This is a genomic window from Micromonospora luteifusca (assembly GCF_016907275.1).
GTDB classification, from domain to species: domain Bacteria; phylum Actinomycetota; class Actinomycetes; order Mycobacteriales; family Micromonosporaceae; genus Micromonospora; species Micromonospora luteifusca.
This window is the reverse complement of record NZ_JAFBBP010000001.1, coordinates 4,516,325-4,542,908: the sequence shown is the minus strand read 5'-3', so window position 1 is coordinate 4,542,908 and position 26,584 is coordinate 4,516,325. Positions and strand designations below refer to the sequence as shown.

General features: G+C 72.5%; 27 protein-coding genes and 3 tRNA genes. 12 read left to right on the top strand and 18 right to left on the bottom strand.

The features are described from left to right. Positions 1-15: 15 nt before the first annotated feature. The gene (locus JOD64_RS20780; protein WP_204946166.1) at positions 16-948 is read right to left on the bottom strand and encodes a thiamine-phosphate kinase; all 933 of its coding nucleotides are present in this window, start codon (positions 946-948) and stop codon (positions 16-18) included. Positions 949-1,104: 156 nt separating this feature from the next. Here JOD64_RS20780 and JOD64_RS20775 point away from each other — a divergent pair, with 156 nt between their 5' ends. Both JOD64_RS20775 and JOD64_RS20770 read left to right on the top strand, forming a co-directional pair. Next, complete coding sequence (locus JOD64_RS20775) at positions 1,105-1,338, top strand: Lrp/AsnC ligand binding domain-containing protein (protein WP_110562464.1); 234 nt, start codon at positions 1,105-1,107, stop codon at positions 1,336-1,338. Then, the gene (locus tag JOD64_RS20770) at positions 1,339-2,010 is read left to right on the top strand and encodes a DUF3515 family protein (RefSeq protein ID WP_307813526.1); all 672 of its coding nucleotides are present in this window, start codon (positions 1,339-1,341) and stop codon (positions 2,008-2,010) included. Between the two features lie 33 nt (positions 2,011-2,043). On the opposite strand, the gene JOD64_RS20765 is transcribed toward JOD64_RS20770, so the two are convergent. Beyond that, the gene (locus JOD64_RS20765; protein WP_204946165.1) at positions 2,044-3,144 is read right to left on the bottom strand and encodes a D-alanine--D-alanine ligase family protein; all 1,101 of its coding nucleotides are present in this window, start codon (positions 3,142-3,144) and stop codon (positions 2,044-2,046) included. Positions 3,145-3,340: 196 nt separating this feature from the next. Further along, positions 3,341-3,559, bottom strand: a complete 219-nt coding sequence (locus JOD64_RS20760; protein WP_204943737.1) for a hypothetical protein — start codon at positions 3,557-3,559, stop codon at positions 3,341-3,343. A gap of 279 nt (positions 3,560-3,838) precedes the next feature. Between JOD64_RS20760 and JOD64_RS20755 the strand changes: the two genes are divergently transcribed. Beyond that, positions 3,839-4,684: a helix-turn-helix domain-containing protein gene (locus JOD64_RS20755; RefSeq protein WP_204943736.1), complete on the top strand. Its 846-nt coding sequence runs from the start codon at positions 3,839-3,841 to the stop codon at positions 4,682-4,684. A 5-nt stretch (positions 4,685-4,689) separates the two neighbouring features. Then, complete coding sequence (locus JOD64_RS20750; protein WP_204943735.1) at positions 4,690-4,890, top strand: DUF397 domain-containing protein; 201 nt, start codon at positions 4,690-4,692, stop codon at positions 4,888-4,890. Between the two features lie 105 nt (positions 4,891-4,995). Here the strand turns inward: JOD64_RS20750 and JOD64_RS20745 are convergent, their stop codons facing one another. From JOD64_RS20745 to JOD64_RS20725, 5 genes are all read right to left on the bottom strand, one after another. Further along, on the bottom strand, positions 4,996-6,045 hold the full coding sequence (locus JOD64_RS20745) for an ROK family protein (protein ID WP_204943734.1): 1,050 nt from the start codon (positions 6,043-6,045) through the stop codon (positions 4,996-4,998). A 101-nt stretch (positions 6,046-6,146) separates the two neighbouring features. Further along, the gene (locus JOD64_RS20740; RefSeq protein ID WP_372434173.1) at positions 6,147-6,896 is read right to left on the bottom strand and encodes a putative protein N(5)-glutamine methyltransferase; all 750 of its coding nucleotides are present in this window, start codon (positions 6,894-6,896) and stop codon (positions 6,147-6,149) included. Between the two features lie 23 nt (positions 6,897-6,919). Next, positions 6,920-8,038 carry a cystathionine gamma-lyase gene (locus JOD64_RS20735; protein WP_204943733.1) on the bottom strand — a complete coding sequence of 373 codons (1,119 nt, stop codon included), beginning with the start codon at positions 8,036-8,038 and terminating at the stop codon, positions 6,920-6,922. Positions 8,039-8,045: 7 nt separating this feature from the next. Then, a complete protein-coding gene (locus JOD64_RS20730; protein ID WP_110562490.1) occupies positions 8,046-9,053 on the bottom strand; it encodes an NAD(P)H-dependent glycerol-3-phosphate dehydrogenase in 1,008 nt (335 codons plus the stop codon). A 76-nt stretch (positions 9,054-9,129) separates the two neighbouring features. After that, the gene (locus JOD64_RS20725) at positions 9,130-9,867 is read right to left on the bottom strand and encodes a lysophospholipid acyltransferase family protein (protein WP_204943732.1); all 738 of its coding nucleotides are present in this window, start codon (positions 9,865-9,867) and stop codon (positions 9,130-9,132) included. Between the two features lie 128 nt (positions 9,868-9,995). Between JOD64_RS20725 and cofC the strand changes: the two genes are divergently transcribed. The 5 genes from cofC to JOD64_RS20700 are packed head-to-tail and all read left to right on the top strand — an operon-like array spanning position 9,996 to position 15,719. After that, complete coding sequence (cofC, locus tag JOD64_RS20720; protein ID WP_204943731.1) at positions 9,996-10,643, top strand: 2-phospho-L-lactate guanylyltransferase; 648 nt, start codon at positions 9,996-9,998, stop codon at positions 10,641-10,643. A gap of 49 nt (positions 10,644-10,692) precedes the next feature. Beyond that, entirely contained in the window at positions 10,693-10,890 is a 198-nt protein-coding gene (locus JOD64_RS20715; RefSeq protein WP_112733663.1) for a cold-shock protein, read from the top strand. A gap of 54 nt (positions 10,891-10,944) precedes the next feature. Beyond that, a complete protein-coding gene (locus JOD64_RS20710; protein ID WP_204943730.1) occupies positions 10,945-13,308 on the top strand; it encodes an RNA degradosome polyphosphate kinase in 2,364 nt (787 codons plus the stop codon). A 24-nt stretch (positions 13,309-13,332) separates the two neighbouring features. After that, on the top strand, positions 13,333-14,853 hold the full coding sequence (locus JOD64_RS20705) for a CYTH and CHAD domain-containing protein (RefSeq protein ID WP_204943729.1): 1,521 nt from the start codon (positions 13,333-13,335) through the stop codon (positions 14,851-14,853). Beyond that, positions 14,841-15,719 (top strand): NUDIX hydrolase, encoded by an 879-nt coding sequence (locus tag JOD64_RS20700; RefSeq protein WP_204943728.1) that lies wholly within the window; start codon positions 14,841-14,843, stop codon positions 15,717-15,719. Before JOD64_RS20705 ends, JOD64_RS20700 begins: the two co-directional genes overlap by 13 nt. A gap of 18 nt (positions 15,720-15,737) precedes the next feature. Here the strand turns inward: JOD64_RS20700 and JOD64_RS20695 are convergent, their stop codons facing one another. The 4 genes from JOD64_RS20695 to leuC all read right to left on the bottom strand — a co-directional run bounded on the left by JOD64_RS20695 (position 15,738) and on the right by leuC (position 20,806). Continuing rightward, the gene (locus JOD64_RS20695; RefSeq protein ID WP_204943727.1) at positions 15,738-17,753 is read right to left on the bottom strand and encodes an endonuclease/exonuclease/phosphatase family protein; all 2,016 of its coding nucleotides are present in this window, start codon (positions 17,751-17,753) and stop codon (positions 15,738-15,740) included. Between the two features lie 142 nt (positions 17,754-17,895). After that, on the bottom strand, positions 17,896-18,588 hold the full coding sequence (locus tag JOD64_RS20690; protein ID WP_204943726.1) for an HU family DNA-binding protein: 693 nt from the start codon (positions 18,586-18,588) through the stop codon (positions 17,896-17,898). A gap of 172 nt (positions 18,589-18,760) precedes the next feature. Then, positions 18,761-19,348, bottom strand: a complete 588-nt coding sequence (leuD, locus tag JOD64_RS20685; RefSeq protein ID WP_204943725.1) for a 3-isopropylmalate dehydratase small subunit — start codon at positions 19,346-19,348, stop codon at positions 18,761-18,763. A gap of 12 nt (positions 19,349-19,360) precedes the next feature. Continuing rightward, entirely contained in the window at positions 19,361-20,806 is a 1,446-nt protein-coding gene (gene leuC, locus JOD64_RS20680) for a 3-isopropylmalate dehydratase large subunit (RefSeq protein WP_204943724.1), read from the bottom strand. A 49-nt stretch (positions 20,807-20,855) separates the two neighbouring features. Here leuC and JOD64_RS20675 point away from each other — a divergent pair, with 49 nt between their 5' ends. Further along, positions 20,856-21,542, top strand: a complete 687-nt coding sequence (locus tag JOD64_RS20675) for an IclR family transcriptional regulator (protein ID WP_110562481.1) — start codon at positions 20,856-20,858, stop codon at positions 21,540-21,542. A gap of 192 nt (positions 21,543-21,734) precedes the next feature. On the opposite strand, the gene JOD64_RS20670 is transcribed toward JOD64_RS20675, so the two are convergent. The 4 genes from JOD64_RS20670 to JOD64_RS20655 all read right to left on the bottom strand — a co-directional run bounded on the left by JOD64_RS20670 (position 21,735) and on the right by JOD64_RS20655 (position 23,149). Further along, positions 21,735-21,807: transfer RNA gene (locus tag JOD64_RS20670), tRNA-Glu, on the bottom strand. Positions 21,808-21,959: 152 nt separating this feature from the next. Next, positions 21,960-22,032, bottom strand: a tRNA-Glu gene (locus JOD64_RS20665). Between the two features lie 133 nt (positions 22,033-22,165). Further along, positions 22,166-22,237 (bottom strand) — tRNA-Gln (locus JOD64_RS20660). A 108-nt stretch (positions 22,238-22,345) separates the two neighbouring features. Continuing rightward, positions 22,346-23,149: a fumarylacetoacetate hydrolase family protein gene (locus tag JOD64_RS20655; RefSeq protein ID WP_204943723.1), complete on the bottom strand. Its 804-nt coding sequence runs from the start codon at positions 23,147-23,149 to the stop codon at positions 22,346-22,348. 175 nt (positions 23,150-23,324) lie between these two features. Between JOD64_RS20655 and JOD64_RS20645 the strand changes: the two genes are divergently transcribed. Together JOD64_RS20645 and JOD64_RS20640 are read left to right on the top strand one after the other, a co-directional pair. Further along, positions 23,325-24,854, top strand: a complete 1,530-nt coding sequence (locus tag JOD64_RS20645; protein WP_372434170.1) for a hypothetical protein — start codon at positions 23,325-23,327, stop codon at positions 24,852-24,854. 34 nt (positions 24,855-24,888) lie between these two features. Beyond that, the gene (locus JOD64_RS20640) at positions 24,889-25,755 is read left to right on the top strand and encodes a 3-methyladenine DNA glycosylase (RefSeq protein ID WP_204943720.1); all 867 of its coding nucleotides are present in this window, start codon (positions 24,889-24,891) and stop codon (positions 25,753-25,755) included. A 13-nt stretch (positions 25,756-25,768) separates the two neighbouring features. Here JOD64_RS20640 and arfB read toward each other — a convergent pair whose 3' ends face one another. Next, positions 25,769-26,194, bottom strand: coding sequence for an alternative ribosome rescue aminoacyl-tRNA hydrolase ArfB (gene arfB, locus JOD64_RS20635; protein ID WP_204943719.1), 426 nt, complete (start codon positions 26,192-26,194; stop codon positions 25,769-25,771). A 34-nt stretch (positions 26,195-26,228) separates the two neighbouring features. Continuing rightward, on the bottom strand, positions 26,229-26,525 hold the full coding sequence (locus JOD64_RS20630) for a hypothetical protein (RefSeq protein ID WP_204943718.1): 297 nt from the start codon (positions 26,523-26,525) through the stop codon (positions 26,229-26,231). Positions 26,526-26,584 lie beyond the last annotated feature (59 nt).

Below are 26,584 nucleotides of genomic sequence, written 5' to 3'. Positions count from 1 at the left end.
GACGGACGTCGGGCCTCACCCGAAGTGGTCCCAGCCGGCCGGGCCCTCGTGGGGTGCGCCGTCGACCGTCACCCCGACACCGTCCGTCACCACGCCGATCGGCCGCCAGTCCGGCGGCAACGCCACCGCCGGGGGGAAGGTCGCGGCCAGCGCGTGGTCGTCGCCACCGGCGAGGATCCAGGTGTACGGGTCGACGCCGAGGGCCTGCGCCGCGTCGGCCATCTGCCGGGGCACCTCGAACGCGTTCCGGCGCACGTCGATCGCGACCCCGCTGGCCGCCGACACGTGCCCGAGGTCGGCGAGCAGCCCGTCCGACACGTCGATCATCGAGGTGGCGCCGAGCCGGGCGGCCTGCGGGCCGGCCTGGTAGGGCACCTGCGGCCGCCGGTACGCCTCGACCAGCAGACGCGGGGTGCGGAAGCCCCTGGTGAGCACGGTCAGCCCCGCTGCCGCGTACCCGGTGCGCCCGGCCAGGGCGAGCACGTCCCCCGGACGGGCACCCGAGCGCAGCACCGGCGGGCGGCCCTCCAGGTCACCCAGGGCGGTGACCGCGACGGTCAGGGTGGGGCTCGCCGACATGTCCCCGCCGACGACGCTCGCGCCGACCGTCGCCGCCTCGGCGGCCAGGCCGTCGGCCAGCCCCTCCGCCCAGGCGGTGTCCAGGTCCGCCGGCATGCAGAGCGCGACCAGCAACGCGGTCGGCGTGGCGCCCATCGCCGCGATGTCGGCCAGATTGGCCGCCGCCGCCCGGTGCCCGACGTCGCGGGCGGAGGACCAGTCCCGCCGGAAGTGCCGCCCGTCGACCAGCACATCGGTGGAGGCCGCCACCCGGCCGTCCGGCGCGGCCACCACCGCCGCGTCGTCGCCCGGGCCGAGCAGGGTCGACGGTCCGTACGACAGCCGGGCGGTGATCTTCCCGATCAGCCCGAACTCCCCGATTCCCGACACGCTGGCGCTGCCGCCGGCGTTCCGCCCGTGCTGCTGCCCGGCTCCGCCGTGCTCGCTCACCGCTGCTCCTTGACCACCGATAGGGATCAGACCTGGTCCGTAAGGTACTTTCACCCTTCGGGCCGCTCCCGAGCGGCGACGGACGGAGGTCGAGTCGTGGTACAGGCGTACATCCTCATCCAGACCGAGGTCGGCCGCGCACGTGACGTGGCGGGTCTCATCGCGGACATCACCGGCGTGGTACGCGTCGACGCCGTCACCGGGCCGTACGACGTGGTCGTCCTCACCGAGGCGAACACCGTCGACGAACTCGGCAAGCTCATCGTCAGCAAGGTGCAGATGGTGCCCGGCATCACTCGTACCCTCACGTGTTCGGTGGTGCGGCTGTAAGTGGACGAGATGACGACCTCCTCCGCAGCTCTGGACGACGACGGCACGCGCGAGCCGGCTGACGGTACCGGCGAGCCGGCCGATCCAGCCGCCGCCGCGCCGGTCGGTCGGGACCGGACAATTCGCGGCGCCGCTCTGCTGGCCACGCTGATCGCGCTGCCGATCACGCTGCTGGTGGCGCTGCTCGCGTTCACCAAGCTCACGCCGGACACGCCGGGCGCCGCGCCGACACCCTCCGCGACCACCGCCCGGGTGCAGTCCACCGACCCGGTGCAGATGGCCGCCCCGGCCCTGGCCGCCCGCCCGGCCACGGTCTGCCGGGCCCTGCTCTCCCAGTTGCCGACGAGCATCCGCGATCTGGCCCAGCGGCCGGTCACGGCCGGCCCGGAGCAGAACGCCGCGTACGGCGACCTTGCGCTCACCGTGGCCTGTGGCGGCACCGAGCCGACCTTCCCCAGCACCGACGAGGTCTGGACGGTCAACCGGGTCTGCTGGCACCTGGCCGAGGAGGCCGAGGCGGCCGTGCTCACCACGGTCGACCGGGAAACGCCGATCACGGTGCGCGTCCCGCGCTCGTACGAGCAGCCGCTGCAGTGGGTGTCGCCGATCTCCAGCACGATCGTGGCGTCCGTGCCCTCCGGCGGCGCCATCCCGTCCGGCTGCCAGCGCTGACTCAACTGGCGTCGGCGGGCGGGGCCGGGTGGCTCAGTGCAGGCCGACGCCGCGCCGCTGGGCGGTGCGGATCAGCCGGTTGACCAGCTTCGGATACTCCAGGCCGGCGGCCGCCCACATTCGCGGGAACATCGACGTCGGGGTGAACCCGGGCATCGTGTTGATCTCGTTGAGGTAGACGTCCAGCTCGGGGGTGACGAAGAAGTCGGCCCGGGCCAGGCCGGCGCAGTCCAGCGCGGTGAACGCGCGGACCGCGTACTCCTGCACCTGGCGGGTCACCCGCTCCGGCAGGTTGGCCGGAATGTCGTACTCGCAGGAGTCGTCGAGGTACTTCGCCTCGAAGTCGTAGAAGTCGTGGTCGGCGACGACCCGCACCTCGGCCAGGACGGACGCCTCGGGCGCGCCACCGGCCTCGCCCTCCAACACGCCGCACTCCACCTCGCGGCCGACGATCCCGGCCTCGATGATGACCTTCGGGTCGAACTGCCGGGCGGCGGCGACCGCGGTGTCCAACTGCGCCCAGTCGGTGACCTTGCTGACGCCGAACGACGACCCGGCCCGGGACGGCTTGACGAAGACCGGCAGGCCAAGCCGCTCCTTGTCCTGCTCGCTGAGGGTCATCCCGTTGCGCAGCACGGCGTACGAGCCGACCGGGATGCCCTCGACGGCGCAGAGCTTCTTGGTGAACTCCTTGTCCATGGCGGCCGCGGAGGCGAAGACGTTCGCCCCGACGTAGGGGATGCCGGCCATCTCCAGCATTCCCTGGATGGTGCCGTCCTCGCCGTAGGTGCCGTGCAGCACCGGGAAGACCACGTCCACGTCGGCCAGGACCCGCGGGCCCTCGGTCGGGTCGAGCACCATCAGCCCACTGCCGGTGGGGTCGGCACGCAGCACGATGTCGTCGCCGGAGTCGGCGGTGATCTCTGGGAGCTGGCGGGCGTTGATCGCCAGTTGGGCGGGATCTCCGCTGGTCAGCACCCACTGGCCGGCCCGGGTGATGCCGACGGGCACCACCTCGAACTCGTCCGGGTCGAGCGCGCCGAACACACTGCCGGCGCTGACGCAGGAGATGCCGTGCTCCGGGCTGCGGCCGCCGAAGACGATCGCCACGCGGGTTTTGCCTGGGGTGGTCACTCCGGTCACCTCTTCGTTACGCGACTGCGGCTGGTCGTGCTCGCCGGTGGCGCTCACCCGGTTGACCTTACTGTGCGTGGCGGTAGGACGAGGCGATACCCGGCGAGCCACGGCAGGACACGGCAATCGGTCATCAGAGGATATACGGTGCGTGACGGGGCTGTTGTATTGCCGCAGGTCAGCGGCCTGGGCCTGCTCAGTCGTGGGCGTGCCGGCGACCGACGGCGATCACCTTCACCCGCTGCCGACCGGCTCGGACCATGCCCAGCGCCATGAACGCTCCGGCGATCCGGTCGGCGGCCTCCCGACTGCTGGCGCCGACCACCTGCCGTCGCCGCTCCGGCACGGTCCGCTCGTCGCGGTCGACGCCCTCGACGGCACGGACGTCGGTGAGCACCACCAGGAAGCGGGTCATCGAGGGCCGGCCGAATGCGCGGCGGAGGGCTCCGAACCGTTACGCACGTCGTCGTCTCCTTCCGGCGGGCCGGGATGGCGGCGGCACGCGACGATCGGGTACGGGGGAGAAACCCGATCGCCGCGCGCCCCATCCCCTCCGGTCGCTCACCACCACCGTCGCCACGACAACCGGCGGTGAGGACGCGGTAACAGATTGACACGTGTACAGGCGTGAATGCAACTCCCATCGACGTTCTCTCATGCAGACGTTCCCACGGATGTGTGCGACCATCGATGTATGGCCCCGAAGACAGCCCGTGCCCGCCGGCTCGGTATCGCCCTGCGCCACCACCGGGAAGCCGCAGGACTGACGCTGGAGACCGCGGCGGACGAGATCAACAGCACCCGCAGCACCCTCTCCCGATACGAGAACGCCCAGACGCTGATCACTCCGGCCACCGTGCGCGCCCTGCTCACGTCGTACGGGGTCGGTGCCGAGGAGGTGGCCGCAGCGGTGCAGCTCGCCAAGGACGCCCGCAAGCCGGGCTGGTGGGTGTCGTACTCCTACCTGCTGGATCCGCGCACCATCGACTTCATCGCACTGGAGGCCGAGGCGACCGCCATCGCCAACTTCGAGCCGTCGGTGGTGCCCGGCCTGCTGCAGACCGCCGACTACATCCGTGGCGTCATGCGCGGAGGCCCGCACACCCTCGGCGACGACCTGGTGGAGCAGCGGGTCAAGGTCCGGCTCGACCGGCAACAGCGGCTCACCGGCGACGACCCGCCCATCCTCGACGCGATCATCGACGAGGGCGCGCTGCTGCGCCCGGTCGGCGACAAGTCGGTGATGGACGGGCAACTGCGGCACCTGGTCAAGATGGCCGAGTTGCCGAACATCACCGTTCAGGTGATCCCGCTCTCCGCCGGTTACCACCGGGGCACGCGAGGCTCACTGCACATCCTCGAGTTCGCCGATCCGGAGGACCCGATCATCGCCTCGGTGGAGACCGTCGCCGGTCAGATGATCCTCGACCGGGCCGGCGAGACGCGTACCTGCACCAAAATCATGGAGCATCTCCGCAGCGTGGCCCTCAGCCCGGCCGACAGCCGCGCAAGGCTCCTGACAGTCCTGAAGGGACGGTAGGACCGATGACACCGACGATCACAGCGGCCTTGGCCGCGGCGGCGTGGCGCAAGAGCAGCCGCAGCGGCGACGAGGGCGCCTGCGTGGAGGTGGCCGCGATCCCGCGGCTGGTGGCCGTCCGCGACTCCAAGGACCCGGACGGCCCGGCCCTGCTGTTCCCGCCGGCCGCCTGGGCCACCTTCGCCCAGGCACCACCCAGCCGCTGACCAGGGCGGCCACATCGCTCACCCGACCGGACACCACCCCGCCGCTGAACCGGCCGCCGCGTCGCTGACCACGCCACGCGGCGGCCGAGGCGGGCGGACCACAGCTCAGGCAACCAGCGGCGAGGGCTCCGCGACGGTGCGCAGCGCCTCCAGCGCGGCGATCGCCACCCCCCGAGCACCGGCCATGTCCCGATCCGGCACCAGCGCGAAGGTGGCCACCGCCGCCTGCTCCTCGCGAAGCACGGTGTGCTCGCGGACCGTCGCCAGGAACCAGTCGCGGAACTCCGGCACCGCCTCCACCACGCCACCGCCGACGAAGTACGCGTGCGGGTCGGTGAAGTTCGCCGCCACGGTGAACAGCCGGCCCAACGCCATCGCCTGCTGGGTGAAGAGGTCCCGCGCGAGGCCGTCCCCCCGCTCGCCGTACCCCCGGACCAACTTGGCCGCCCGGGCCAATGGCTCGGCGGCCAGCGGGTGGTCGAGGTACCGGGTCAGCCAGTACGGCAGCAGATTGCGCTCGATCCCGGTCAACGAGGCGACGCTCTCGACGTCTCCGGTGAAGCCGCAGGCGCAGGTGGGTTCGGCCTGCCCAGGGCCGAGCAGCCCGGACAGCGGGATGTGCACGTGACCAAGCTCTCCGGCCATCCCGGCCGCACCGGCGATCACCCGGCCGCTCTCGACCACACCGCCACCGAGGCCGGTGCCGACGATCGCGGAGACCGACGAGCGGCTCATGGCGTTGGCGCCGAAGTGCACATGGTGGGCGTACAGCGCGGCCGCGTTGCCGTCGTTGTGGTAGATCACCGGCAGGCCGAGCCGTCGCTCCAGCGCGCCCCGCACGTCGAAGCCGCGCCAGGCCGGTTGGGAGAAGTTGGTCGAGCCCCGCGACGAGATGACACCGTCGGCACTGGCCGGACCGGGAGTGTCCAGCCCCACCGCCTGGACCAACTCGCGCGGCACGCCGGTCCGTGCCAGGGCACCGTCCAGCGCGCGGGCCAGCGCCTCGATCGCCGCTTCCGGCCCGGACCGCACCTCGCTGGGGATCTCCAACAGCCCGTCCACCAGGAAGCGGCCGTCCACCGTCAGCACGGTGGCGTTGTTGCTGGTGCCGCCGTTGTCCAACCCGACGACCACCGGCACCCCTGCGCTGCCCACCGAAATCGCCTCCCGCCGTCGTGAGTGTGAGCCGAGGCTAGTGCCAACCCCTCTCCCCCGCCATGCCCGCCCACCCATCCGGATCCTGGGGACGGACGGGTTCAGGGGCGTCGGGCGGTCACTGCAGTGGCGTCCAGGTCCTCGTCGTGCCGCACGCTCGGCACCAGACCGGCCGCGTCGAACGCGGCGCAGAGCGCCTCCACCTGCGTGGTCCCGGCCTCGACCACCAGGTGTCCACCGGGGGCCAGCCAACGGACGGCGTCGGCACCCACCCGGCGCAGCACGGAGAGCCCGTCCGGTCCGCCGTCGAGCGCCACCGGGGCCTCGTGCAGCCGCGCCTCCGGCGGCATCAGCGCCACCGCGTCGGTCGGCACGTACGGGGCGTTGGCGACCACCAGGTCCAGCCGACCCCGCCACTGCCCGGGCAGCGGCGCGAACAGGTCACCCTCGAACACCTCGGCGACCAGTCCGGCAAGGTTGCGGCGGGCGCACGCCACGGCTGCAGGGTCGATGTCGGCGGCGGCCAGCCAGCGCGGCGTGAGGCGGTGCGCCAGCGCGACCGTGGTGGCTCCGGACCCGCAGCAGAGGTCGACCACGGCCGGGGCCGGGCCGGTCAACGCGGCCGCCGCCTCGACCAGCAGGGCCGTCCGACCGCGCGGCACGAAGACGCCCGCGTCGACGGCGATCCGCAGACCGCAGAACTCCGCCCAGCCGAGCAGATACTCCAACGGCTCGCCGGCGACCCGACGCTCGGTCAGGTCGGCCAACGTCGCCGGATCGTCGGCGGCGGCCAGCAGCAGGTCCGCCTCGTCCTCGGCGTAGACGCAGCCGGCGGCGCGCAGTCGACCCACGAGTGCGGACCGGTCGGTGGAAATCAGACCCCTCCGGCGGCGTCGAGCGCGGCAGCGATGTCGGCCACCAGGTCGGGAGTGTCCTCCACACCGCAGGACAGCCGGACGAAACCGGGGGCGGTGTCGTCGCCCCACTGCGCCCGCCGGTCCGCCGTGGTGTGCAGGCCACCGAAGGAGGTCGCCGCCGCCACCAGCCGGGCGGCATCGATGAATCGGCCCACCCGGTCGGCGTCACCCAGGTCGAACGACAGCACCCCGGGCATCCGGCGCATCTGCGCCGACGCCACCGGATAGGCGGGATCCTCGGGCCGCCCGGGCCAGCGCACGCCGGTCACGTCCGGCCGGCCGGCGAGCAGTTCGGCGACGGCGGCGGCGTTCGCGCTCTGCCGGGCCAGACGCAGGTCGAGAGTGGCCAGCGACCGGTGTGCCAGCCAGGCGTCGAACGCGCCCGGGACCGCCCCGGTGGTGGTACGCCACGTCGTCACCGCCTTCATCAGCTCGCTGGACCGGCTGACCAGGTAGCCCAGCAGCAGGTCGGAGTGGCCGGTGAGCGCCTTGGTGCCGGAGGCGACCACCAGGTCGGCACCGAGGTCCAGCGGGCGCTGACCGAGCGGGGTGGCGGTGGTGTTGTCGACCGCGAGTAGCGCGCCGGCGGCGTGCGCCTGGGCGGCCAGAGCCGCCACGTCGACCACGTCCAGGCCCGGGTTCGCCGGCGTCTCCACCAGCACCAGCCGGACACCCTCGAATGACGGGTACGGCCCGACGGTCGGCACGAAGAGCACCCGGACGCCGATCGCCTCCAACACGTCGGTGGCGAACGCCCGGACCGGGAAGTATCCGTCGCTGGGCAGCACCACGGTGTCTCCCGGGCGCAGCAGCGTGAGCAGCAGCCCGGTGATGGCCGCCTGCCCGGTGGAGAAGACTCGGCAGTCACCGCCCTCCAACTCGCCCACGGCCGCCTCCAGCAGCCGCCGGGTCGGGTTGTCGGGGCGGCCGTAGCCGTTCGGCGACGTGCCCTGGCCCTGCCACGGGTCGAGGTGGTACGGCGCGGCGAAGACCGGCCCGGGCAGGAACGGGTCCCCCGGTGCCGGCTCGGGCAGGCCGGCGCGTACGCAGCGGGTCCCGTCTCCCAGTTCGCTCATCGGATCCTCACTCGTACGACTCGGGTTTGGCGGTTCGGCTCATCAGGTTCTCCACGGCGAGACGCGGGTCCATCCCCTCGTGGCAGATCCGCTCGACGTGCTCGGTGATCGGCATCTCCACACCGTGTGCCCGGGCCAGGTCGCGGATCGCCAGGCAACTCTTCACACCCTCGGCGGTCTGTCGGGTGGCCGCCTGGGCCTGCTCCAGCGTCTCACCCCGGCCCAGGTGCTCGCCGAAGGTGCGGTTGCGGGCCAGCGGGGACGAGCAGGAGGCGACCAGGTCGCCCATGCCCGCGAGGCCGGCGAACGTGATCGGGTCCGCGCCGAGCGCCACGCCCAGCCGGGCCGTCTCGGCCAGCCCCCGGGTCATCAGCATGGCCCGGGTGTTGTCGCCGAAACCCATCGCGGTGGCGATGCCGTACGACAGGGCGATCACGTTCTTGACCGCCCCGCCCAGCTCACAGCCGATCACGTCGTCATTGGTGTACGGGCGCAGGTAGGGCGTCCGGATCGACGACTGCACGAGCACGGTGCGGTGGCTGTTCGTCCCGGCGACCACGGTCGCGGCGGGCTGCTCGGCGGCGATCTCCGGGGCCAGGTTCGGACCGGAGACGACGACCACCCGGTCCGCGGCGACCCCGGCGGTCTCCACGATGACCTCGCTCATCCGTTTGGTGGTGCCGAGTTCGATGCCCTTCATCAGCGACACCAGGGTCGAGTCCGGGTGCAGGTGCCCGGCCCACTCGGCGAGGTTGCCGCGCAGGGTCTGCGACGGCACGGCCAGCACCACCACCTCGGCGCCGGTGATCGCCTCGGCCGCGTCGGCGGTGGCGGTGACACCGGCCGGCAACAGCACGCCGGGCAGGTACTCCGGGTTGCGGCGCTCGACCCGGATGCTCTCGGCGACCGGCGCACGACGGGCCCACACCGTCACGTCCCGCCCCGCATCCGCGAGGATCTTGGCGAACGCGGTGCCCCAGGACCCGGCACCGAGCACCGCGACGTGGCCGGTCATGCCACCGCTCCGCTTCGCTGCGCGGGGGCCTGACCGGCGCCGGTGCTGAGCCTGATGATTCGCTCGCTTCGCTCGCTCATGCCTCGTCGCCCTGCTGCTCGCGTCCGGCGGAGGACCGGTTCGTTCGCTGCCACAGCGGCGGCGGGGTGCCGCCACGGATCTCGGCGAGCATGTCCCGCAGGCGCAACATGATGGTGTCCGTCATCTCCTCGAGGGTGACCCGGGTCGGTTGGGCGTCCGCCCACCGGCTCAGGTCGATCGGTTCGCCGGCGACAACGGTCACCGGGATCCGGGGGCGGGGGTTGACGCGGCTGGTCCGCGGGTCGAAGAGCCGCTCCGGCCCCCACATCACCACCGGTACGACGGGGGCGCCGGTGGCCAGGGCCAGCCGGGCGGCACCGGTCTTGGCCTTCATCGGCCACAAATCCGGCTGTCGGGTGGTGGTGCCCTCCGGGTAGATCACCACCGCGCCACCCTGGTTGAGCGCGGCGACCAGCGAATCCAGTGAGCGGACCGCGTCGACGGTGCCCCGCTCGACCGGGATCTGCCGGCACCGGTGCAGGATCCAGCCAACCACCGGCACCCGGAACACGCTGGCCTTGCCCAGGTACTGCGGCCACAGGCCGGAGTCGAAGATGAAGTGCGCGGAGACCAGCGGGTCGGCGTGCGAGATGTGGTTCGCCACGATGATCACGCCGCCGTCGCGGCGGAGATGCTCCTGACCACGCCAGGTGCGCCGGGTCCACACGGTCATCACCGACTTCACCAGCCCCACGGCGAACCGTTGCCAGAACCCCAGCCTCCGCCGTGCCACTGTGCCTCCTCGTCGCGCCCCAACCCCGCCGCGAAACCCCGCCCGCGACACCCGCAGCGGAAATCATGCCTGCTCGCCCCCGGTACGGCCAGCGAGGGTCCCGTCGTCCGGCTGGCAGGATTGCGGGCGTGAGTCAGCCGAGGTGGGCCGTGGTGGTGCCGGTGAAGCGTCTGGCGGCGGCCAAGAGCCGTCTGCGGGGTGCGCTGCCCGGCGTACCGCACGAGGAGCTGGCGCTGGCTCTGGTGGCCGACACGCTGCGCGCGGTGCTGGCCTGCCCGGCGGTCGCCGAGGCCCTGGTGGTGACCGACGACGCCCGGGTGGCGGCGGCGGCGCGGGCCGCCGGCGCGCGGGTGCTGCCCGACCGGCCGGACGCCGGCCTGAACGCCGCGTTCCGACACGGCGCGGCCGGGACCACCGCCGGGTGGGTGGCCGGGCTCACCGCGGATCTGCCAGCGCTGCGCCCGGCCGAGCTGGCCGGCGCACTGCTCGCGGCGCAGAACGGCCGACCCGCGGTACGCCGCTTCGTGCCGGACGCACCCGGCAGCGGCACGACGCTGCTCAGCAGCCCGCCGGGCGTCCCGCTGGACCCCCGCTTCGGGGTGGGCTCGGCGGTCGCGCACGCGGCCAGTGGGGCACTGCCGCTGAGCGGCGACTGGCCCAGCCTGCGCCGGGACGTGGACACCGCCGCCGACCTGACCGCCGCCGCCCGGCTCGGGCTTGGGCCCCGCACCGCCGCACTCGTCGTCGCCGCCCGCCCGGCCCACTCCGCGGGCTGAGCCGGCCGGCCCACTCCGCGGGCTGAGCCCCCGGGTGTACGGTGCCTGCATGCAGGGCACGGTGGCCAGCTACGACGCGGCGACGCGCAGCGGAGTCCTGCTGCTCGACGACGGCACCGAGATGCGCTTTCCCGCCCGGGCCTTCGACGCCTCCGGGCTGCGACTGCTCCGGCTCGGCCAGCGGGTTCGCATCGACACCGATTCCGACGGCGAGGTCGTCCGGGTGACATTGCCGACGATGATCTGAGCCAGCGAGCCCAAGTTCATTTTGCGTTTACCGTAATCGGGTGATTATGAGCGGGTGAGCACCCCTCGCGAGCATCCGACCCGCCCGCCCGCCACCGACCCCCACAACGGCTCCCGTGTACGCGGCACCGACGGCCGCTTCCGCCCGTCCCGTGCCGAGCGGGCCGGTGCGGCCCGCGCCGACACCCTCGCCGACGACCCCGGTGGCGCCTCCTCCGGGCTGGACGAGGTCCTCGACCCCGGGCCGACCACCGAGACGGACGGCCCGGCCGCCGGCGACGTCCACCCGGTGCTGCCGAGCGACCTGCCGACCGGCGTCGCCGAGGAGGACGACGACGAACCGCCGACGGCCCCGCCGCTGCCGGAGGACCGTTTCCTCAACCGGGAGCTCTCCTGGCTCGACTTCAACGCCCGGGTGCTCACCCTGGCCGAGGACCCGCGCACCCCGCTGCTGGAACGGGCCAAGTTCCTGGCGATCTTCGCCAGCAACCTCGACGAGTTCTACATGGTGCGGATCGCCGGGCTGAAGCGGCGGCTCTCCGCCGGCCTGCCGGTGCGCGGCGGAGACCGGCTGCCCCTGCGCACCCAGTTGGAGCTGATCGCCGAGCGGACCGCCGAGCTGGGTGCCCGGCACGCCGCCTGCTTCGTCGACGACGTGCTGCCCAAACTGGCCGACGAGGGCATCCGCATACTGCGCTGGGCCGAGCTGGGCGACCCCGAGCGGGAACGGCTGCGCACCTACTTCCGCGCGCACATCTTCCCGGTGCTGACCCCGCTCGCCGTGGACCCGGCGCACCCGTTCCCGTACATCTCGGGGCGGTCGCTGAACCTGGCGGTGGCGGTACGCGACCCCGATGGCGGTTCCGAGCTGTTCGCCCGGGTGAAGGTGCCCAACAACGTTCCCCGCTTCGTCCGCGTGGACCGGGACCAGCCGGGCGTACGAATGCTGCCGGTGGAGGACCTGATCTCGGTGCACCTGGGCCAACTGTTCAGCGGCATGCAGGTCGTCGAGTGCCACCTGTTCCGGGTCACCCGCAACGCCGAGGTGGAGGTCGACGAGGACCGCGACGAGGATCTGCTCCAGGCCCTGGAGCGGGAGCTGGCCCGGCGGCGGTTCGGGCCACCGGTCCGCCTGGAGGCGGCCGCGTCCATCTCCGACCACATGCTGGAGTTGCTCGTTCGCGAGCTGGACATGAACGAGCAGGACGTGCTGCGGGTGCCCGGGCTGCTGGACCTGTCCGCGTTGTGGCAGGTCTACGGCGAGGCTGACCGGCCGGACCTCAAGGACCCGCCGTTCGTGCCGGCCACCCACCCCCGACTCGCCGAGGGCGAGGTGCCGCGCAGCGTCTTCTCGACCCTGCGCGACGGGGACGTCCTGGTGCACCACCCGTACCACTCGTTCGCCACGAGCGTGCAGCGCTTCATCGAGCAGGCCGCCGCCGATGAGAACGTGCTGGCCATCAAGCAGACCCTCTACCGCACCAGCGGCGACTCCCCGATCGTCGACGCGTTGGTCGACGCGGCCGCCGCCGGCAAGCAGGTCGTGGTGCTGGTGGAGGTGAAGGCCCGTTTCGACGAGGTCGCCAACATCGGCTGGGCCCGCACCCTGGAACGCGCCGGCTGCCACGTGGTGTACGGCCTGGTCGGCCTGAAGACGCACTGCAAGACCGCGCTGGTGGTCCGCCAGGAGGGCAACCAGATCCGCCGCTACTGCCACATCGGCACCGGGAACTACCACCCGAAGACCGCCCGGCTGTACGAGGACTTCGGCATGCTCACCGCCGACCCGGAGATCGGCGCCGACCTCACCGACCTGTTCAACGTGCTCACCGGGTACAGCCGACAGACCGCGTACCGGCGGTTGCTGGTCGCCCCGCAGGGCATCCGCAGCGGCCTCATCGAGCGGATCGAGCGGGAGATCTCCCACGTCCGGCTGGGCATGCCCGGCCTGGTCCAGTTCAAGGTGAACTCTCTGGTCGACGAGGGGGTGACCGACGCGCTGTATCGGGCCTCCCAGGCCGGTGTGCACGTCGACCTGCTCATCCGGGGCATGTGCACGCTGCGCCCCGGGGTGCCGGGGTTGTCGGAGAACATCCGCGTCCGCTCGATCCTCGGTCGTTTCCTGGAACACTCCCGGGTCTTCCGGTTCGGCAACAACGGCGAGGCCGAGTTCTGGATGGGCTCGGCCGACCTGATGCACCGCAACCTCGACCGCCGGGTGGAGGCGCTGGTGCAGGTGAGCGACCCGATCGCCCGCGCCGAACTGGACCAGGTGCTGACCGCCGCGATGAGCCCCGAGGTGGACGCCTTCGAACTGGCCGGTGACGGCACCTGGACCCGGCGTACCGGTGCGGACGAGAAGGCCTCCGCTCATCTGCAGGAACTCCTGCTACGCCGCGTCGGTGGCACGGCCAGCTGACCGATCAGCGCATAGGCTGAACCGATGGTCGAGGAGGAGCAGAAGTACGAGGTGGACGACGCCTACGTGCTGCCGGACCTGACCGCCGCGTCCCCGGCCGGAGGTCGGGTCCGGGCGTTGCCTCCGGTGACGCTCGTCGCCCGTTACCTCGACACGGTCGACCTGCGGCTGGCCCGTGCCGGCGCCTCGCTGCGCCACCGCCGGGGCGACCAGCTGCCCTGGACGGTGAAGCTGCCGACCGGGACACCCGGCGTCCGGCACGAGATCTCCCGACCCGGTCCGGCGGGTCAACCACCGCCGGACCTGGTCGAGTTGGTCACCGTCCTGCACCGTGGGGCCCCGGTGGCCCCGGTGACGGTGGTGCGCACGGTCCGGCACGCGTACGAGGTGTGTGACGCCTCCGGCACGGTGCTCGTCGAGGTGGTGGACGACCGGGTGACCGTGCTCGACGACGCCGGCGTCACCACCGGCACGTTCCGCGAGTTGGAGGCGGAGCTCAAGGCGGGCGACCGGAAGCTGCTCGACCGGGTCGGCGCGGTGCTGCGCGAGGCTGGCGCCCAGGGTGGCGCGTTCACCCCGAAACACGTACGGGCACTGGGCGCGAGCGCGCAGGCTGATCCGGATCTGGTCGCGCCGGTAGGGCTGAGCGACGAGCCGAGTGCCGGCGACGTGGTGACCGAGGCGGTCCGGAAGGAGATCCGCCGGCTGCTGGCCCACGACCCGCTGGTCCGGCTGCGCGCCTCGGCGGCCGGTGGCGACACCGCCGTGCATCAGATGCGGGTCGCCTGTCGACGCCTGCGCAGCGATCTGCGCACCTTCAAACCGTTGATCCGCAAGACCTGGGCGCGTCCGCTGCGCGACGAGCTGCGCTGGCTGGCCGGTGTTCTCGGCGCGGCCCGTGACGCCGAGGTGTTGCGCAAGCGGCTCCGCAAGACCGCGAGCGCCGATCCGCTCAGCCCGCTCGACCAGGACGCGGTGGACCGGCTGGACGAGGTGCTCGCCGGACGGCAACGGCGGGCACTCGCCGGCATCGACGAGGCGCTGCGCTCCGCGCGTTACCTGGCCCTGGTGGACGCCCTGGTGCTGGCCGCCCGCGCACCCCGGCTCACCCGTCGGTCGGCTGCCCCCGCGGCGGAGGCGCTGCCCGCGCTGGTGGCCCGGCCCTGGAGGCGGCTGGCCGGCCCGGAAGGCGTCGACGGGCTCGACGCGCAGTCGCCGGACGACCGCTGGCACGCCGTGCGCAAGGAGGGCAAACAGGCCCGGTACGCGGTCAACGCGGTGGCACCGGCCGTCCGCAAGGGTGCCCGCCGGTTGTCCCGCGCCCTCGCCGGTGTGCAGGACGTGCTCGGCGAGCACCAGGATGCGGCCGTGGCAGCGGACACCTGGCTGGAGATCGCCGCCGAGCGGCCGGACGACCACGAGTTGGCGGTCACCGCCGGGCGGCTGGCCGAGCGCGAACGCCAGTCGGTCCGTCGGATGCGTGACCTCTTCCCGACTGCCTGGCACCGGGCCACCCGGCGGCGGCGGACCAGTTGGCTGCCGTGACCGGCATCCGGGCGGCGGGCGGGGTGGCCTGGCGGCCAACCTCCGACGGTGTACGCGTCTGCGTGGTGCACCGCCCCCGTTACGGCGACTGGACGTTGCCGAAGGGCAAGCTGGAGCCGGGCGAGCACGCGCTGGCGGCGGCGGTCCGCGAAGTCGCCGAGGAGGCCGACGTTCGCGGCGTACCGCAGGTCCGGCTGCCGTCGGTGCGCTACCGCAGTGAGGGGCAGGACAAGCTGGTCGACTACTGGTCGATGCTCGCGGCGGCCAGCGGCGGTTTCCAACCGGACACCGAGGTGGACGACATGCGCTGGGTCGCGGTGGACGACGCGATCCGATTGGTCAGCTACCCCCACGACGCCGAGGTGTTGGCGGCGTTCGCCGCGCTGCCGTCGGTGACCGCGACGGTCGTGCTGGTCCGGCACGCCCACGCCGGTAAGCGGGCCACCTGGTCCGGCCCGGACGTCGGCCGTCCCCTGGACGCCGAGGGGTGGGCCCAGGCGACCGCGCTGGCCGGTCTGGTCGCCCTGATCCGGCCGGCCCGGCTGCTGTCGGCGTCACCGCGACGCTGCGTGCAGACACTGGACCCGGCCGCCGCGCTGCTCGACCTGCCGATCGAGATCTGCGGCGACCTGGACGAGCCACAGCCCGGCCAGCAGTGCGACGAACAGATCCTGGCGACCGCCGCCAGGTTGCTGGAGCTGGCCAGCGCCGGTGGGCAGCTGGCGGTGTGCACCCAGGGGAAGGTGCTGCCGGGCGCCCTGGAACGGTTGACCGGCCGCGCCGACGAGGACTTCACCACCCCCAAGGGCGGCGGTTGGTTACTCGCCTTCACCGCCGACCGGCTGCTGGCGGCGGACCGCCTGTAGGGCCGGCCCCTCGGGGCGTCAGCGGGGCGGAAGGGTCAGGGTCACCGCGACCGGCAGGTGGTCGCTGGCCGTGCTGCGCACCGCGACCGGGTCGCTGGGCGTCAGGCCGGGCGAGACGAAGATGTGGTCGATCTGCTCGTGCGGGTCGTCCGCCGGGCTGGTCGCCAGTGGCCGGGCGGCCGCCAACGCGTCGGCCAGGCCAGCATTGGTGAACTGTCCGAACGCCTCGTCGCCCGGCTCGGTGTTCAGGTCGCCGGCCACCACCAGGGGCCGGCCGGCCGCGTACCCGATGGCGAAGTCGGCGACCGCGCGGGCCTGGTCCACCGGGCCCTGCCCCGGCGGAGGTTGCAGGTGGGTGCTGACCACGGCGGTACGGACGCCGTCACCGAGGTCAAGCGTGACGGCGAGTGCCTGCGCTCCGGTGGGCGCGCCGACGGCCGGCAGCGGGAGGGTCCGCGGATCGGTGACCGGCCAACGGCTGAGCACCGCGTCACCCCACACCGGGTCGGCGGCCGGCCCGAAGACATACGGCATGCCGAGCCGGTCGGCCAGCAGGTCGAGGGTGTCGTGCCCACCGTTGAGCAACCAGGCCCGGTCCACCTCGCTGAGCAACACCACGTCGGGCCGCTGCCGGTGGACAGCCTCGGTGAGCCCGGTCAGGTCGAACCGACCGTCCAGCCCGAAACCCATCCGGATGTTGTACGCCACCACGGTCAACCGCTGCGGCGGGCCGTCCCGGTTGCTGGCCACCGGCACCTCGTCGGCGAGCACCGGTGCCAGCAGGGCCAGCACGGTGACCGCGCCTGCCGCCCGTAGCAGCGGAAACGGCCCGGGGCGCAAATCGACGACGGGACGGGCGGTGAACGCCACGACGGCGACCAGCACGGCCACCACCACGGGCACCGCCGCGTTGGGGTAGCCGAGGTCATAGGCGGAGTAGTACCCGACCGCCCCCAGCGCGAAGACGAGCATGCCGGCGGCGACCGCGTACCCCCGACGGACCGCCACCTGCCCACCGCCCGCCTTCCCGCCCGTGGCGTCGGTCGCGTCAGCGGTACCGGCAGCGTCAGCGGTGCCGTTCTCCGGGTGGCTGGCGTCGTCAGTGAGGGCGAGGCAGGCGCCGAGACCGACGGCGGCGAGCAGGATGGCCGGGAGGAGCAGGTCACCCCGATCGAGGGCGAACAGCACCGCGCCGGCCAGCAGCGCCACCGGCCCGTACGCGCGGCCCCAGCGCGACGGCGGCCGGGTCAACGCGGTGAACAGGAACCCCGCGACCGCCACCGGCACCGGCGCCATGCCGAACAACGGCGAACGAGCCACATTGTCGCCGACGAACAGGTACGACATTCCGGTCCGGGCCAGCGCCGGGGAGAGCGCCACCATCCCGGTCAGCAGCAGCGCTGGCCCGGCCAGCAGCCAGGCCCGGCCGCCACCGCCGCCAACCCGGGTGCCGGACTGCTGCGCCGTGCCGACCCAGGTGCCGGACTGCGCCACACCGGCCCGGGTGCCGGACTGCGCCGTCGCGAACAGGAACAGCGCCGTGCCGAACAGGAACAGCGCCACCGCAACGGAGCTGAGCAGCCAGGCCACCCAGTCGCCGCGCCAGACCAGGTCGAAGGTGTCCAGCACCGCGTGCAGGGCCGCGTTGACCGCGAATCCCAACGCCAGCCCGGGGACCGGCCGGTCGGTGTCGGCGGCTGTGCCGACCAGCCAGACCAGCCCGGCGAGCAGCCCGGCGGTGGCCAACCAGAGCTGCGTACGCCCACCGGGGGCGGCGGTGAGCACGAGCCGGGCGACAGCGAGCACAACGGCGGCGACGACCGTGACCGGGCGGGCTCCGACCCGGCGGACCACCGCGGGTGCCCCCATCGCGAGCACGAACCAGCCGAGGGCGAACGCGCCCATCAGCTCGGCCGGGGTGGACGCCGCCTGACCGAAGATGGTGATGATGCCGGGCAGCCAGACCCGCAGCACGTCGATGAGGAGGACGACGCCCAGCGCGAGCGTCCCGGTGGTGAGCTGGCGGTAGCGCACCGGCGCCCCATTTCGGTGTCGGCGGGCCGGCGGAGGGGGGCCGGCACGGCGATTCTGCGCGAGCGAACCGAGCGGGGTCAACGGTCCGCGTACGCGGAAAGGGCGCCCACCCCACGGGTGGACGCCCTTTCGCAGAGGTCGGTCAGCGCTTGCTGGCCGCCTTCTTGGCCGGAGCCTTCTTCGCCGGCGCCTTCTTGGCCGCCGTGCTCTTGCTCGCCGCCGCGGTGGTCTTCTTCGCCGCGGTCGACCTGGTCGCCGCGGTGGTCTTCTTCGCCGCGGTAGTGGTCTTCTTGCTGGCGGCCGTCTTGGTCGCCGTGGTGGTCTTGCTCGCCTTGGCCGGGGCGGTCTTCTTGCTGGCGGCCGTCTTGGTCGCCGTGGTGCTCTTGCTCGCCTTGGCCGGGGCGGTCTTCTTACTGGCCGCCTTGGCCGGGGCGGTCTTCTTGCTGGCCGCCTTGGCCGCGGTTGCCTTGGTGCCCGCCGCCTTGGTGCCGGCCGTCTTGGCCGTGGCGGTGGCGGTAGCGGTAGCGGTCTTCTTCGTCGCCACCGTGGCCTTCGGCACCTTGCCGCTGGCCACCATTTCCTTGAACCCGGCGCCGGGGCGGAAGGTCGGCACGGATGTCTTCTTGACCTTCACCGCCTCGCCGGTACGAGGGTTGCGCGCTGTTCGCGCGCCACGCACACGCTTTTCGAATGCTCCGAATCCGGTGATCGCCACCTTCTCGCCCTTGGTGACCGCCGCCTGGACCTCGGTGAGGACCGCCTCGAGGGCGTTCGTCGCCGTCTTCCGGTCCCCCAGGCGAACGGCGAGCGCCTCGATGAGCTCGGCCTTGTTCACGACTTCCTCCCGATTGTGCAACTGACTCGTCGCGAGCCATTCTGCGCGCACCGTATGCCCTGTGCTGCCGCTACACAAACATTCGGCAGAAAAAAGCCCTTGTGTCGTAACGGATTCGCCCCCACCGGCCAGGCCGGTGGGGGCGGATTCTGCTGTGCGGGCGGGTCTTGGGCTATGCCACGGAGGGCAGGAACGGCAATCGTCGGGCCTCGTAGGCGTCGATCTCGGTGCCGTGCCGGAGGGTGAGTCCAATGTCGTCCAAGCCCTCGAGCAGCCGCCAACGGCTGAAGTCGTCCAGCGGGAAAGACCAGCTGGCATCCCCGGCCCGGAGCTGGCGGGCGGTCAGGTCGACAGTCACCGGAGTGGTCGGATCCGCCTCGATCAGATCCCACAACTCCTCGACGGCCTTCAATTCCAACTCGACCGGCAACAGGCCTTCCTTGAGGGCGTTGCCGCGGAAGATGTCGCCGAAGCGCGGCGCCACCACCGCGCGGAAACCCCAGTCCCGGAGTGCCCAGACGGCGTGCTCCCGGGAGGAGCCGGTGCCGAACTCCGGGCCGGCGACGAGGATAGACGCCCCGGAATAGCTTTCATCGTTGAGCACGAATGCGCGATCTTCCCGCCAGGCGCTGAACAAGCCGTCGGCGAAGCCCGTCCGGGTCACCCGCTTGAGGTACACGGCCGGGATGATCTGATCGGTGTCCACGTTGGACCGGCGCAGCGGCACGGCGGTGCCGGTGTGGGTGGTGAACTTGTCCATCCTCGGTCCCTTCTACAGGTCGGCGGGGGCGGCCAGCCGGCCGACCACGGCGGTGGCGGCGGCGACCGGCGGGGAGACCAGGTGGGTACGCCCACCCCGGCCCTGACGGCCCTCGAAGTTGCGGTTCGAGGTGGAGGCGGAGCGCTCGCCCGGCTTCAGCGTGTCGGGGTTCATCCCCAGACACATGGAGCAGCCAGCGAACCGCCACTCGGCCCCGGCGTCCGCGAAGACCTTGTCCAGCCCCTCGGCCTCGGCGGCCTCCCGTACGGCGGCGGAACCGGGCACCACGAGCATCCGGACCCCGTCGGCGACCTTGTGGCCGCGCAGCACGTCGGCGGCGGCCCGCAGGTCCTCCAGGCGACCGTTGGTGCAGGAGCCCACGAAGACCACGTCGATGGGCAGCTCCCGCAGTGGGGTGCCCGGGCGCAGGTCCATGTACTCCAGGGCGCGGCGCGCGGCGGCGCGCTCCGAGTCGGTGGTGAACTCCTCCGGGTCCGGCACCGGCGCACTCAGCGGCGCACCCTGCCCCGGGTTGGTGCCCCAGGTGACGAACGGCGTGATCCGGCTGGCGTCCAGGGTCACCTCGGCGTCGAAGCGCGCGCCCTCGTCGGTGGGCAGCGTCCGCCACCACGCCAACGCCGCGTCCCAGTCCGCGCCCTGCGGCGCGTTCGGCCGACCCTTGAGGTACGCGAAGGTGGTCTCGTCCGGCGCGATCATGCCGGCCTTGGCACCCCACTCGATGGACATGTTGGCGATGGTCATCCGCCCCTCCATCGAGAGGGCCTGGATCGCCTCGCCGCGGTACTCGACGATGTGCCCGCGACCCCCGCCGGTGCCGACCTGGGTGATCAGCGCGAGCACCAGGTCCTTGGCGGTGACGCCGGGCGCGAGGCGGCCGGTGACGTTCACGGCCATCGTCTTCGGCCGGCTCTGCGGCAGCGTCTGGGTGGCCAGCACGTGCTCCACCTCGCTGGTGCCGATGCCGAAGGCGAGCGCGCCGAACGCGCCGTGGGTGGCGGTGTGCGAGTCGCCGCAGACGATCGTCATGCCCGGCTGGGTGACACCGAGCTGCGGGCCGATCACGTGCACGATGCCCTGGTTGTCGTCACCGAGCGGGTGCAGTCGCACCCCGAACTCGGCGCAGTTACGGCGCAACGTCTCGATCTGCGTACGCGACGTGGGGTCCTCGATGGTGAGCAGGTCACCACGGCGGAGGCGGAACGCCGGGTCGGCGTACCCGGTCGGGGTGTTGTGGTCCTCGGTCGCGAGGGTCAGGTCGGTACGACGCACCCGGCGCCCGGCGAGCCGTAGCCCGTCGAACGCCTGCGGGCTGGTCACCTCGTGCAGCAGGTGCAGGTCGATGAAGAGCAGGTCCGGCTCACCAGCGGCGGACCGTACGACGTGCGCGTCCCAGACCTTTTCGGCCAGGGTCCTCGGCTCAGGAGTGACTCCCACCATCTGGACATCCTAAATTCTGGGAGGTAAGTTTCGGCTTGTGGGACACAGTATGAGCGGTGTCGGCGTTCTCGACAAGGCGGTGGTCATCCTGGCCGCCTGCGTCGACGGCGCCAGCCTGGCCGAACTCGTTGATCGCACCAAGCTGCCCCGAGCCACCGCACATCGGCTGGCCCAGGCACTGGAGATACACCGGATGCTGGTGCGGGACACCCAGGGCAGGTGGCGCCCCGGGCCCCGTCTGGGCGAGTTGGCCAACGCCGCACCGGACGTTCTGCTGACCGCCGCCGAGCCGCTGCTGGCCGCGCTGCGTGACGCCACCGGTGAGAGCGCACAGCTCTACCTGCGCCGCGCCGACGAACGGATCTGCGTGGCCGCGGCAGAGCGCGCCAGCGGCCTGCGGGACACCGTGCCGGTCGGCTCGGTGCTGCCGATGACCGCCGGCTCCGCAGCCCAGATCCTGCTCGCCTGGGAGCCGCCGGAGGCGGTGATGCCGCTGCTGCCGCGCAGCAAGTTCACCGGCCGCACCCTCGCCGAGGTGCGCCGCCGTGGCTGGGCGCAGAGCGTCGCCGAGCGGGAGGCCGGCGTGGCGAGCGTCTCCGCCCCGATCCGCGACCGCACCGGCCGCGTGATCGCCTCGGTAAGCATCTCCGGCCCCATAGAGCGCCTGGGCCGCCGCCCCGGCGAACGCCACGCCATGGCAGTAGTACGAGCCGGCCAACGCCTATCCGGCCTCTAACCCCGCCCTCTGCCCCTGCCCCCGCCCAGACCCACCCCCTCCTGCGGTTGATCATGAAGTTATTGCCACCTCACCCGGCGTGTCGTGGCAATAACTACATGATCAACAGGAGCGGGTGGGGGTGAGGGTGGGAGCTGGGGGGAGGGAAAGGGAGAAGGCTCGTCTCGCAGATGCGAGACGAGCCTTCGGTTGTAGCCCCGACCGGATTCGAACCGGCGCTACCGCCTTGAGAGGGCGGCGTCCTGGGCCACTAGACGACGGGGCCAGAACTTTGGTGTTCACCGCCCTCGCGGGCGGTGCGGTTGTAGTCTAGCGGCACCGCCCATTGGCACAAGCACCGGGTACGAGCCCACGGCGGCACCCGGAGCAGACAACGAAACAGCCCGCCTCACCAGGTGAGACGGGCTGTACACAATGTAGCCCCGACCGGATTCGAACCGGCGCTACCGCCTTGAGAGGGCGGCGTCCTGGGCCACTAGACGACGGGGCCAGAACTACTTCTGCTCCCCCACCCCTGCGGGCGGAGGAGCTGCACTCTTACCGGACCACTCTCCGCCCCCGAAGGGGCGGAGTCGAACTCCGTCAGAATCCAGCGTCCGGAATTCTCGCGAATTTCGGTAGCGCTGGGGTACCAGGACTCGAACCTAGACTAACTGAACCAGAATCAGTCGGGCTGCCAATTACCCCATACCCCATTGGCCCCTTGCGGCGCCGGGAGTGAACTTTACCCTCCCGGCGCCGGCAGGCCAAATCCGATCCCCCCGAACCGCCTCTGAGCTGCGGAAACAGGGGCATCAGACGGATCAGGCGACGGGAACCACCGGGTTGGTGAGCTCGCCGATGCCCTCGATCCGCACGGTGACGGTATCCCCTTCGACAAGCGGGCTAACCCCTGCCGGAGTGCCGGTGAGAACGACGTCGCCGGGCAGCAGGGTCATCACGTGCGAGATGTACGACACGAGGCCCACCACGTCGAAGACCATGTCCTTCGTCCGGCCGAGCTGGCGTACCTCCATCTCCTCCGGATTGCGACCGACCTCACACCGGATCTCCAGGTCGGAGACGTCCAGACCGGTGGTGATCCACGGGCCGATCGGGCAGAACGAGTCGAAGCCCTTCGCCCGGGTCCACTGCCCGTCGGAACGCTGGAGGTCCCGAGCGGTGACGTCGTTGGCGCAGGTGTAGCCGAAGATGGCGCGTTCGGCGGCGGCCCGGTCGGCGCGGCGCGCACCCGGCGCCCCGATCACGACCGCCAGTTCGGCCTCGTGCTCGACCTGATTCGAGAAGATCGGCAGTCGGATGGCATCTCGGGGGCCGATCACCGAGGTGGAGGGCTTGAGGAAGAGCAGCGGCTCCTTGGGCACGTCGTTGCCGAGTTCGGCGGCATGGTCGGCGTAGTTGCGACCGACGCAGACGACCTTGCTGGGCAGGATCGGCGATAGCAGCCGAACGTCGGAGAGGGCCCAACGGGCCCCGCTGAAGGTGAGTTTGCCGAACGGGTGGCCCTCGATCTCGGCGATGGTCAGGCCCTGCGGCCCGGCCCCCGCTTCGCCTTCGACGGCACCGAACGACATTCCCTTGGCATGGGCGAAACGAGCGATACGCACCCGGCCAATCTAGCGCCGCCGACACCTCCACCGGCCAGGACCGGCCGTCGGGTGTGCGCAACCCGTCACCGCGCGGGCACCCTACCGGAGCTGGAGGTGACCGGGGCGGGCTTCCCGACTTCGTACCCGCACGGACGCAGCTCCCCCCTAGCGTCGGCTCCGGAGGTTCGTTCGTATGCCTGCATCGACACGACACCACAGAGCCCTCGCAGTGTTCGTGCACTGCCTCGGCATCCTCGCCGCCGTGCCGGCCCTGCCGGCGGTGGCCCCGGAGGCGGCGGCCGCGCCACGACCACCCGCCACCGCACCACCGGCGGCCACCAGACCACCGGCGGTCACGCCAGCACCGGGAGCGGCACCAGCACCGGCCAGCACAGCACGACCGGGAGCCACGCCACGACCGGAGGCCACGTCACGACCGGGGGCCACGACGCCCGGGGTGCCGACGGCCGCGCCGGCATGGGCCACGCAGCCACCGGTCGCGGTGGCCGCGCGGGTGAGCGTCGAGCCCACCCCGCCCTCGGCGCCACCGGCGGTGGCGCCGCCCTCCCGGGGACCGGCGTCGGCACCCCCACAACAGGTCACGGTGGCGGTAGCCCCGGAGAGCAGCCCCGCGCCGAGGTACCGGATCCAGGTGCGCAACGTGGGCAACGCGCCGGTGGACACCACCGTGCGCCAGGAGTTGCCGCCCGGCTCGTCGCCGACCGCGATCAGCGCCGGCGGCCGATCCACCCGGGCTGGCGGGTCCACCACGGAGGTGACCTGGCGGTTGAGGTTGCCGGCGCACAGCACCGCCACGCTGGGCACCGCGCTCGCCGCGACCGCACCCGGCCAACCGCTGACCGCGCCGGCGTGCGCCTTCACCAGTGACGGAGCCCGACCGTACGACTGCGGCACGGCCACCTGGAAGGCGGCGGTGGCAGCACCGGCGGCCGAGGTCACCGAGGCGCCGACCTGGCGCCGGTACCCGGTGCTGCTCGCCGGTCTGGCCGTCCTGCTGCTGATCAGCGCCGCCCTGGTGTGGGTGTGGCGACGTCGGCGTGGGCGTCGGGTGACGGCCGCCGCACTGGCCACCAGCGGTGGGCCCGACGGTGGTCGCGGGACGATCTATCCGCGCCCGGCAGCCCCGAGCCGGGCGAGGCGTCGGCGTACCCCGCCGGTCTGGTTGCTGGTGGGTGCGGCCGTGGTGGCACTGGCCGCCGTCGTCGGCACCGCCGGATGGACGGCGACCCGGCAGGTTTCGGAGATCGACACGCAGAAGCAACCCACCAGCGGCGCGTGGATGGGCACCGGGGTCACCGGGCCGGTGGGCGTGCCACTTCGCGAGTCGGCGTTCGAGTTCACCGTGTATCGGATGTCCTGCGGCGCGCCCGGCACCGCCGGAACGACCGACGGAGGCGGTGCCGCGCCGGCCAACGGTCGACGTTGCCAGGCCACCGTGGGTGTGCGCAACGTCACCGGCGACCACCAGCCCTGGCACAGTCAGCTGCAACGGGCGTACCTGCCCGGCGGGCGCTGGGTGAGCACCGACGAGCCGGCCACTCGGGCGGCCAACCTGGGTCGGGACATCTTCGCCGACCCGATGGCGGCGGGCACCCGGATGGTGCTTCCGCTGGTGTTCACCGTCGACGGACGGGACCCGCCCCAGCAGTTGGAGCTGCGCAGCGGGGTGTTCTCCGCCGGCGTGCGGGTGCACATGCCCTGACCGGTGTGCGGGCGGCGGTCGTACCCTGGGGTGCGTGACCGCCGCCCTCGCCCCCGCCGTGCTCGACGTGGCCCAGTGGCAGACCCGCCGGCGGGCCCACGAGGAGCGGGTGGACGTCTGGCTGACCCCACACCTGGCCCGCCGGCGGCGCGGTGAGCGGCATCCGGTGGCCGACTTCCTCTTCACCTACTATTCGCACCGCCCGGCCCAGCTCCGTCGCTGGCACCCGGGCGCGGGGGTCGAGCTGCGCGACGCCGATCCGGCCGAGTTCGGCCGGGACTACCGCGCCACCGCCGCCGGGGTCACCCTCGACACCGATGGGGTACGCGAGCGGCGCGGCGAGTCGATCGCCTGGATCCGCTCCCTGCTGGCGGCCACCGCTGGGCGAGCGCCACACTTCGGCTGCTTCGGGATGCACGAGTGGGCGATGGTCTACCGGCAGACCCGTGACGAGCTGCGGCACAACGCCTGGCCGCTGCGGCTGACCCCGGAGCGGACCGCGGCGGTCGTCGAGGAGCGGGGTGTGCGGTGCAGCCACTTCGACGCGTTCCGGTTCTTCACACCGCCGGCCCGGCCGTTGAACCTGCTCACCCCGACCCGGGAGACGCAGCACGCACTCGAACAGCCGGGCTGCCTGCACGCCAACATGGATCTGTACAAGTGGGCGTACAAGTTGTCTCCGCTGGTCGACTCGGAGTTGGTGGCCGACGCGTTCGACCTGGCCAGGGATATCCGGACGCTGGACATGCGGGCCAGCCCATATGACCTGGCGGCGCTCGGTTATCCGCCGGTGCGGGTGGAGACGCCGGAGGGCCGCGCGGAGTACGCGGCGGCGCAGCGCGCGTTCGCCGACCGGGCCGCTGTGCTGCGCGACCGGCTGCTCGCCACCGTTCCGGCCTGAGCCGGGCCGCCGACTAGTCGCCGTCGGCGCGGCGGTCCCGCTTGCGCTGGGACTGGCGTTTCTTCTCGGCCAACCGGCGTTCCTTGGCCCCCCGGGACGGGCGGGTCGCTCGGCGGGGCGGCGGTGGAGGTGCGGCGGCCTCACGCAGCAGCGCCGTCATCCGTTCGCGGGCCGCCTCCCGATTGGCCAACTGGGCCCGGTGTTCGCTGGCGGCGATCGTCAGCACCCCGTCGACCAGGCGGTTGGCCAGCCGGGCCAACGCCCGCGATCGCAACCACTCGGGCACGGACGGCGCGTTGGCCACGTCGTAGCTCAACTCGACCCGGGAGTCCGCGGTGTTCACACCCTGCCCACCCGGCCCCGACGAGCGGGAGAAGCGCTCCCGCAGCTCCCCGGCAGGGACGACCCACCGGTCGGTCACCCGCAGTCCGTCGTCCACGCCCCGAGGCTAACCCGCGACGACCCACCAGGGGTCATCGGTGCGGAGTCTCACTCTGCGTCGGGGACTGGCTGGGCGCCGGCCCGGCGGTCTCGTCGTCGTCGCCGACCGCCGCGTACGCCGCCGCGCCGAAGAGCAGCAGCGCGATCACCCCGGCCTTCACAGCGACCCCACGGATCAGCGACCAGGCGCCTCGACGGGCGCCCGGCACCGACTTCTTGACGGTCTGGTAATCGCTCCACCCGCGTCGCGCCCGGGCATACGCCGACCCCACCGCACATCCGATGACCAGGCCCACCAGCAGGAGGACCGCGAGAAGAGGACGCTCCACCTCCGCCAGTATCCGGATCGACCGCAATATTTCCATGGCCCGATGCCGTCGCGCCGGAT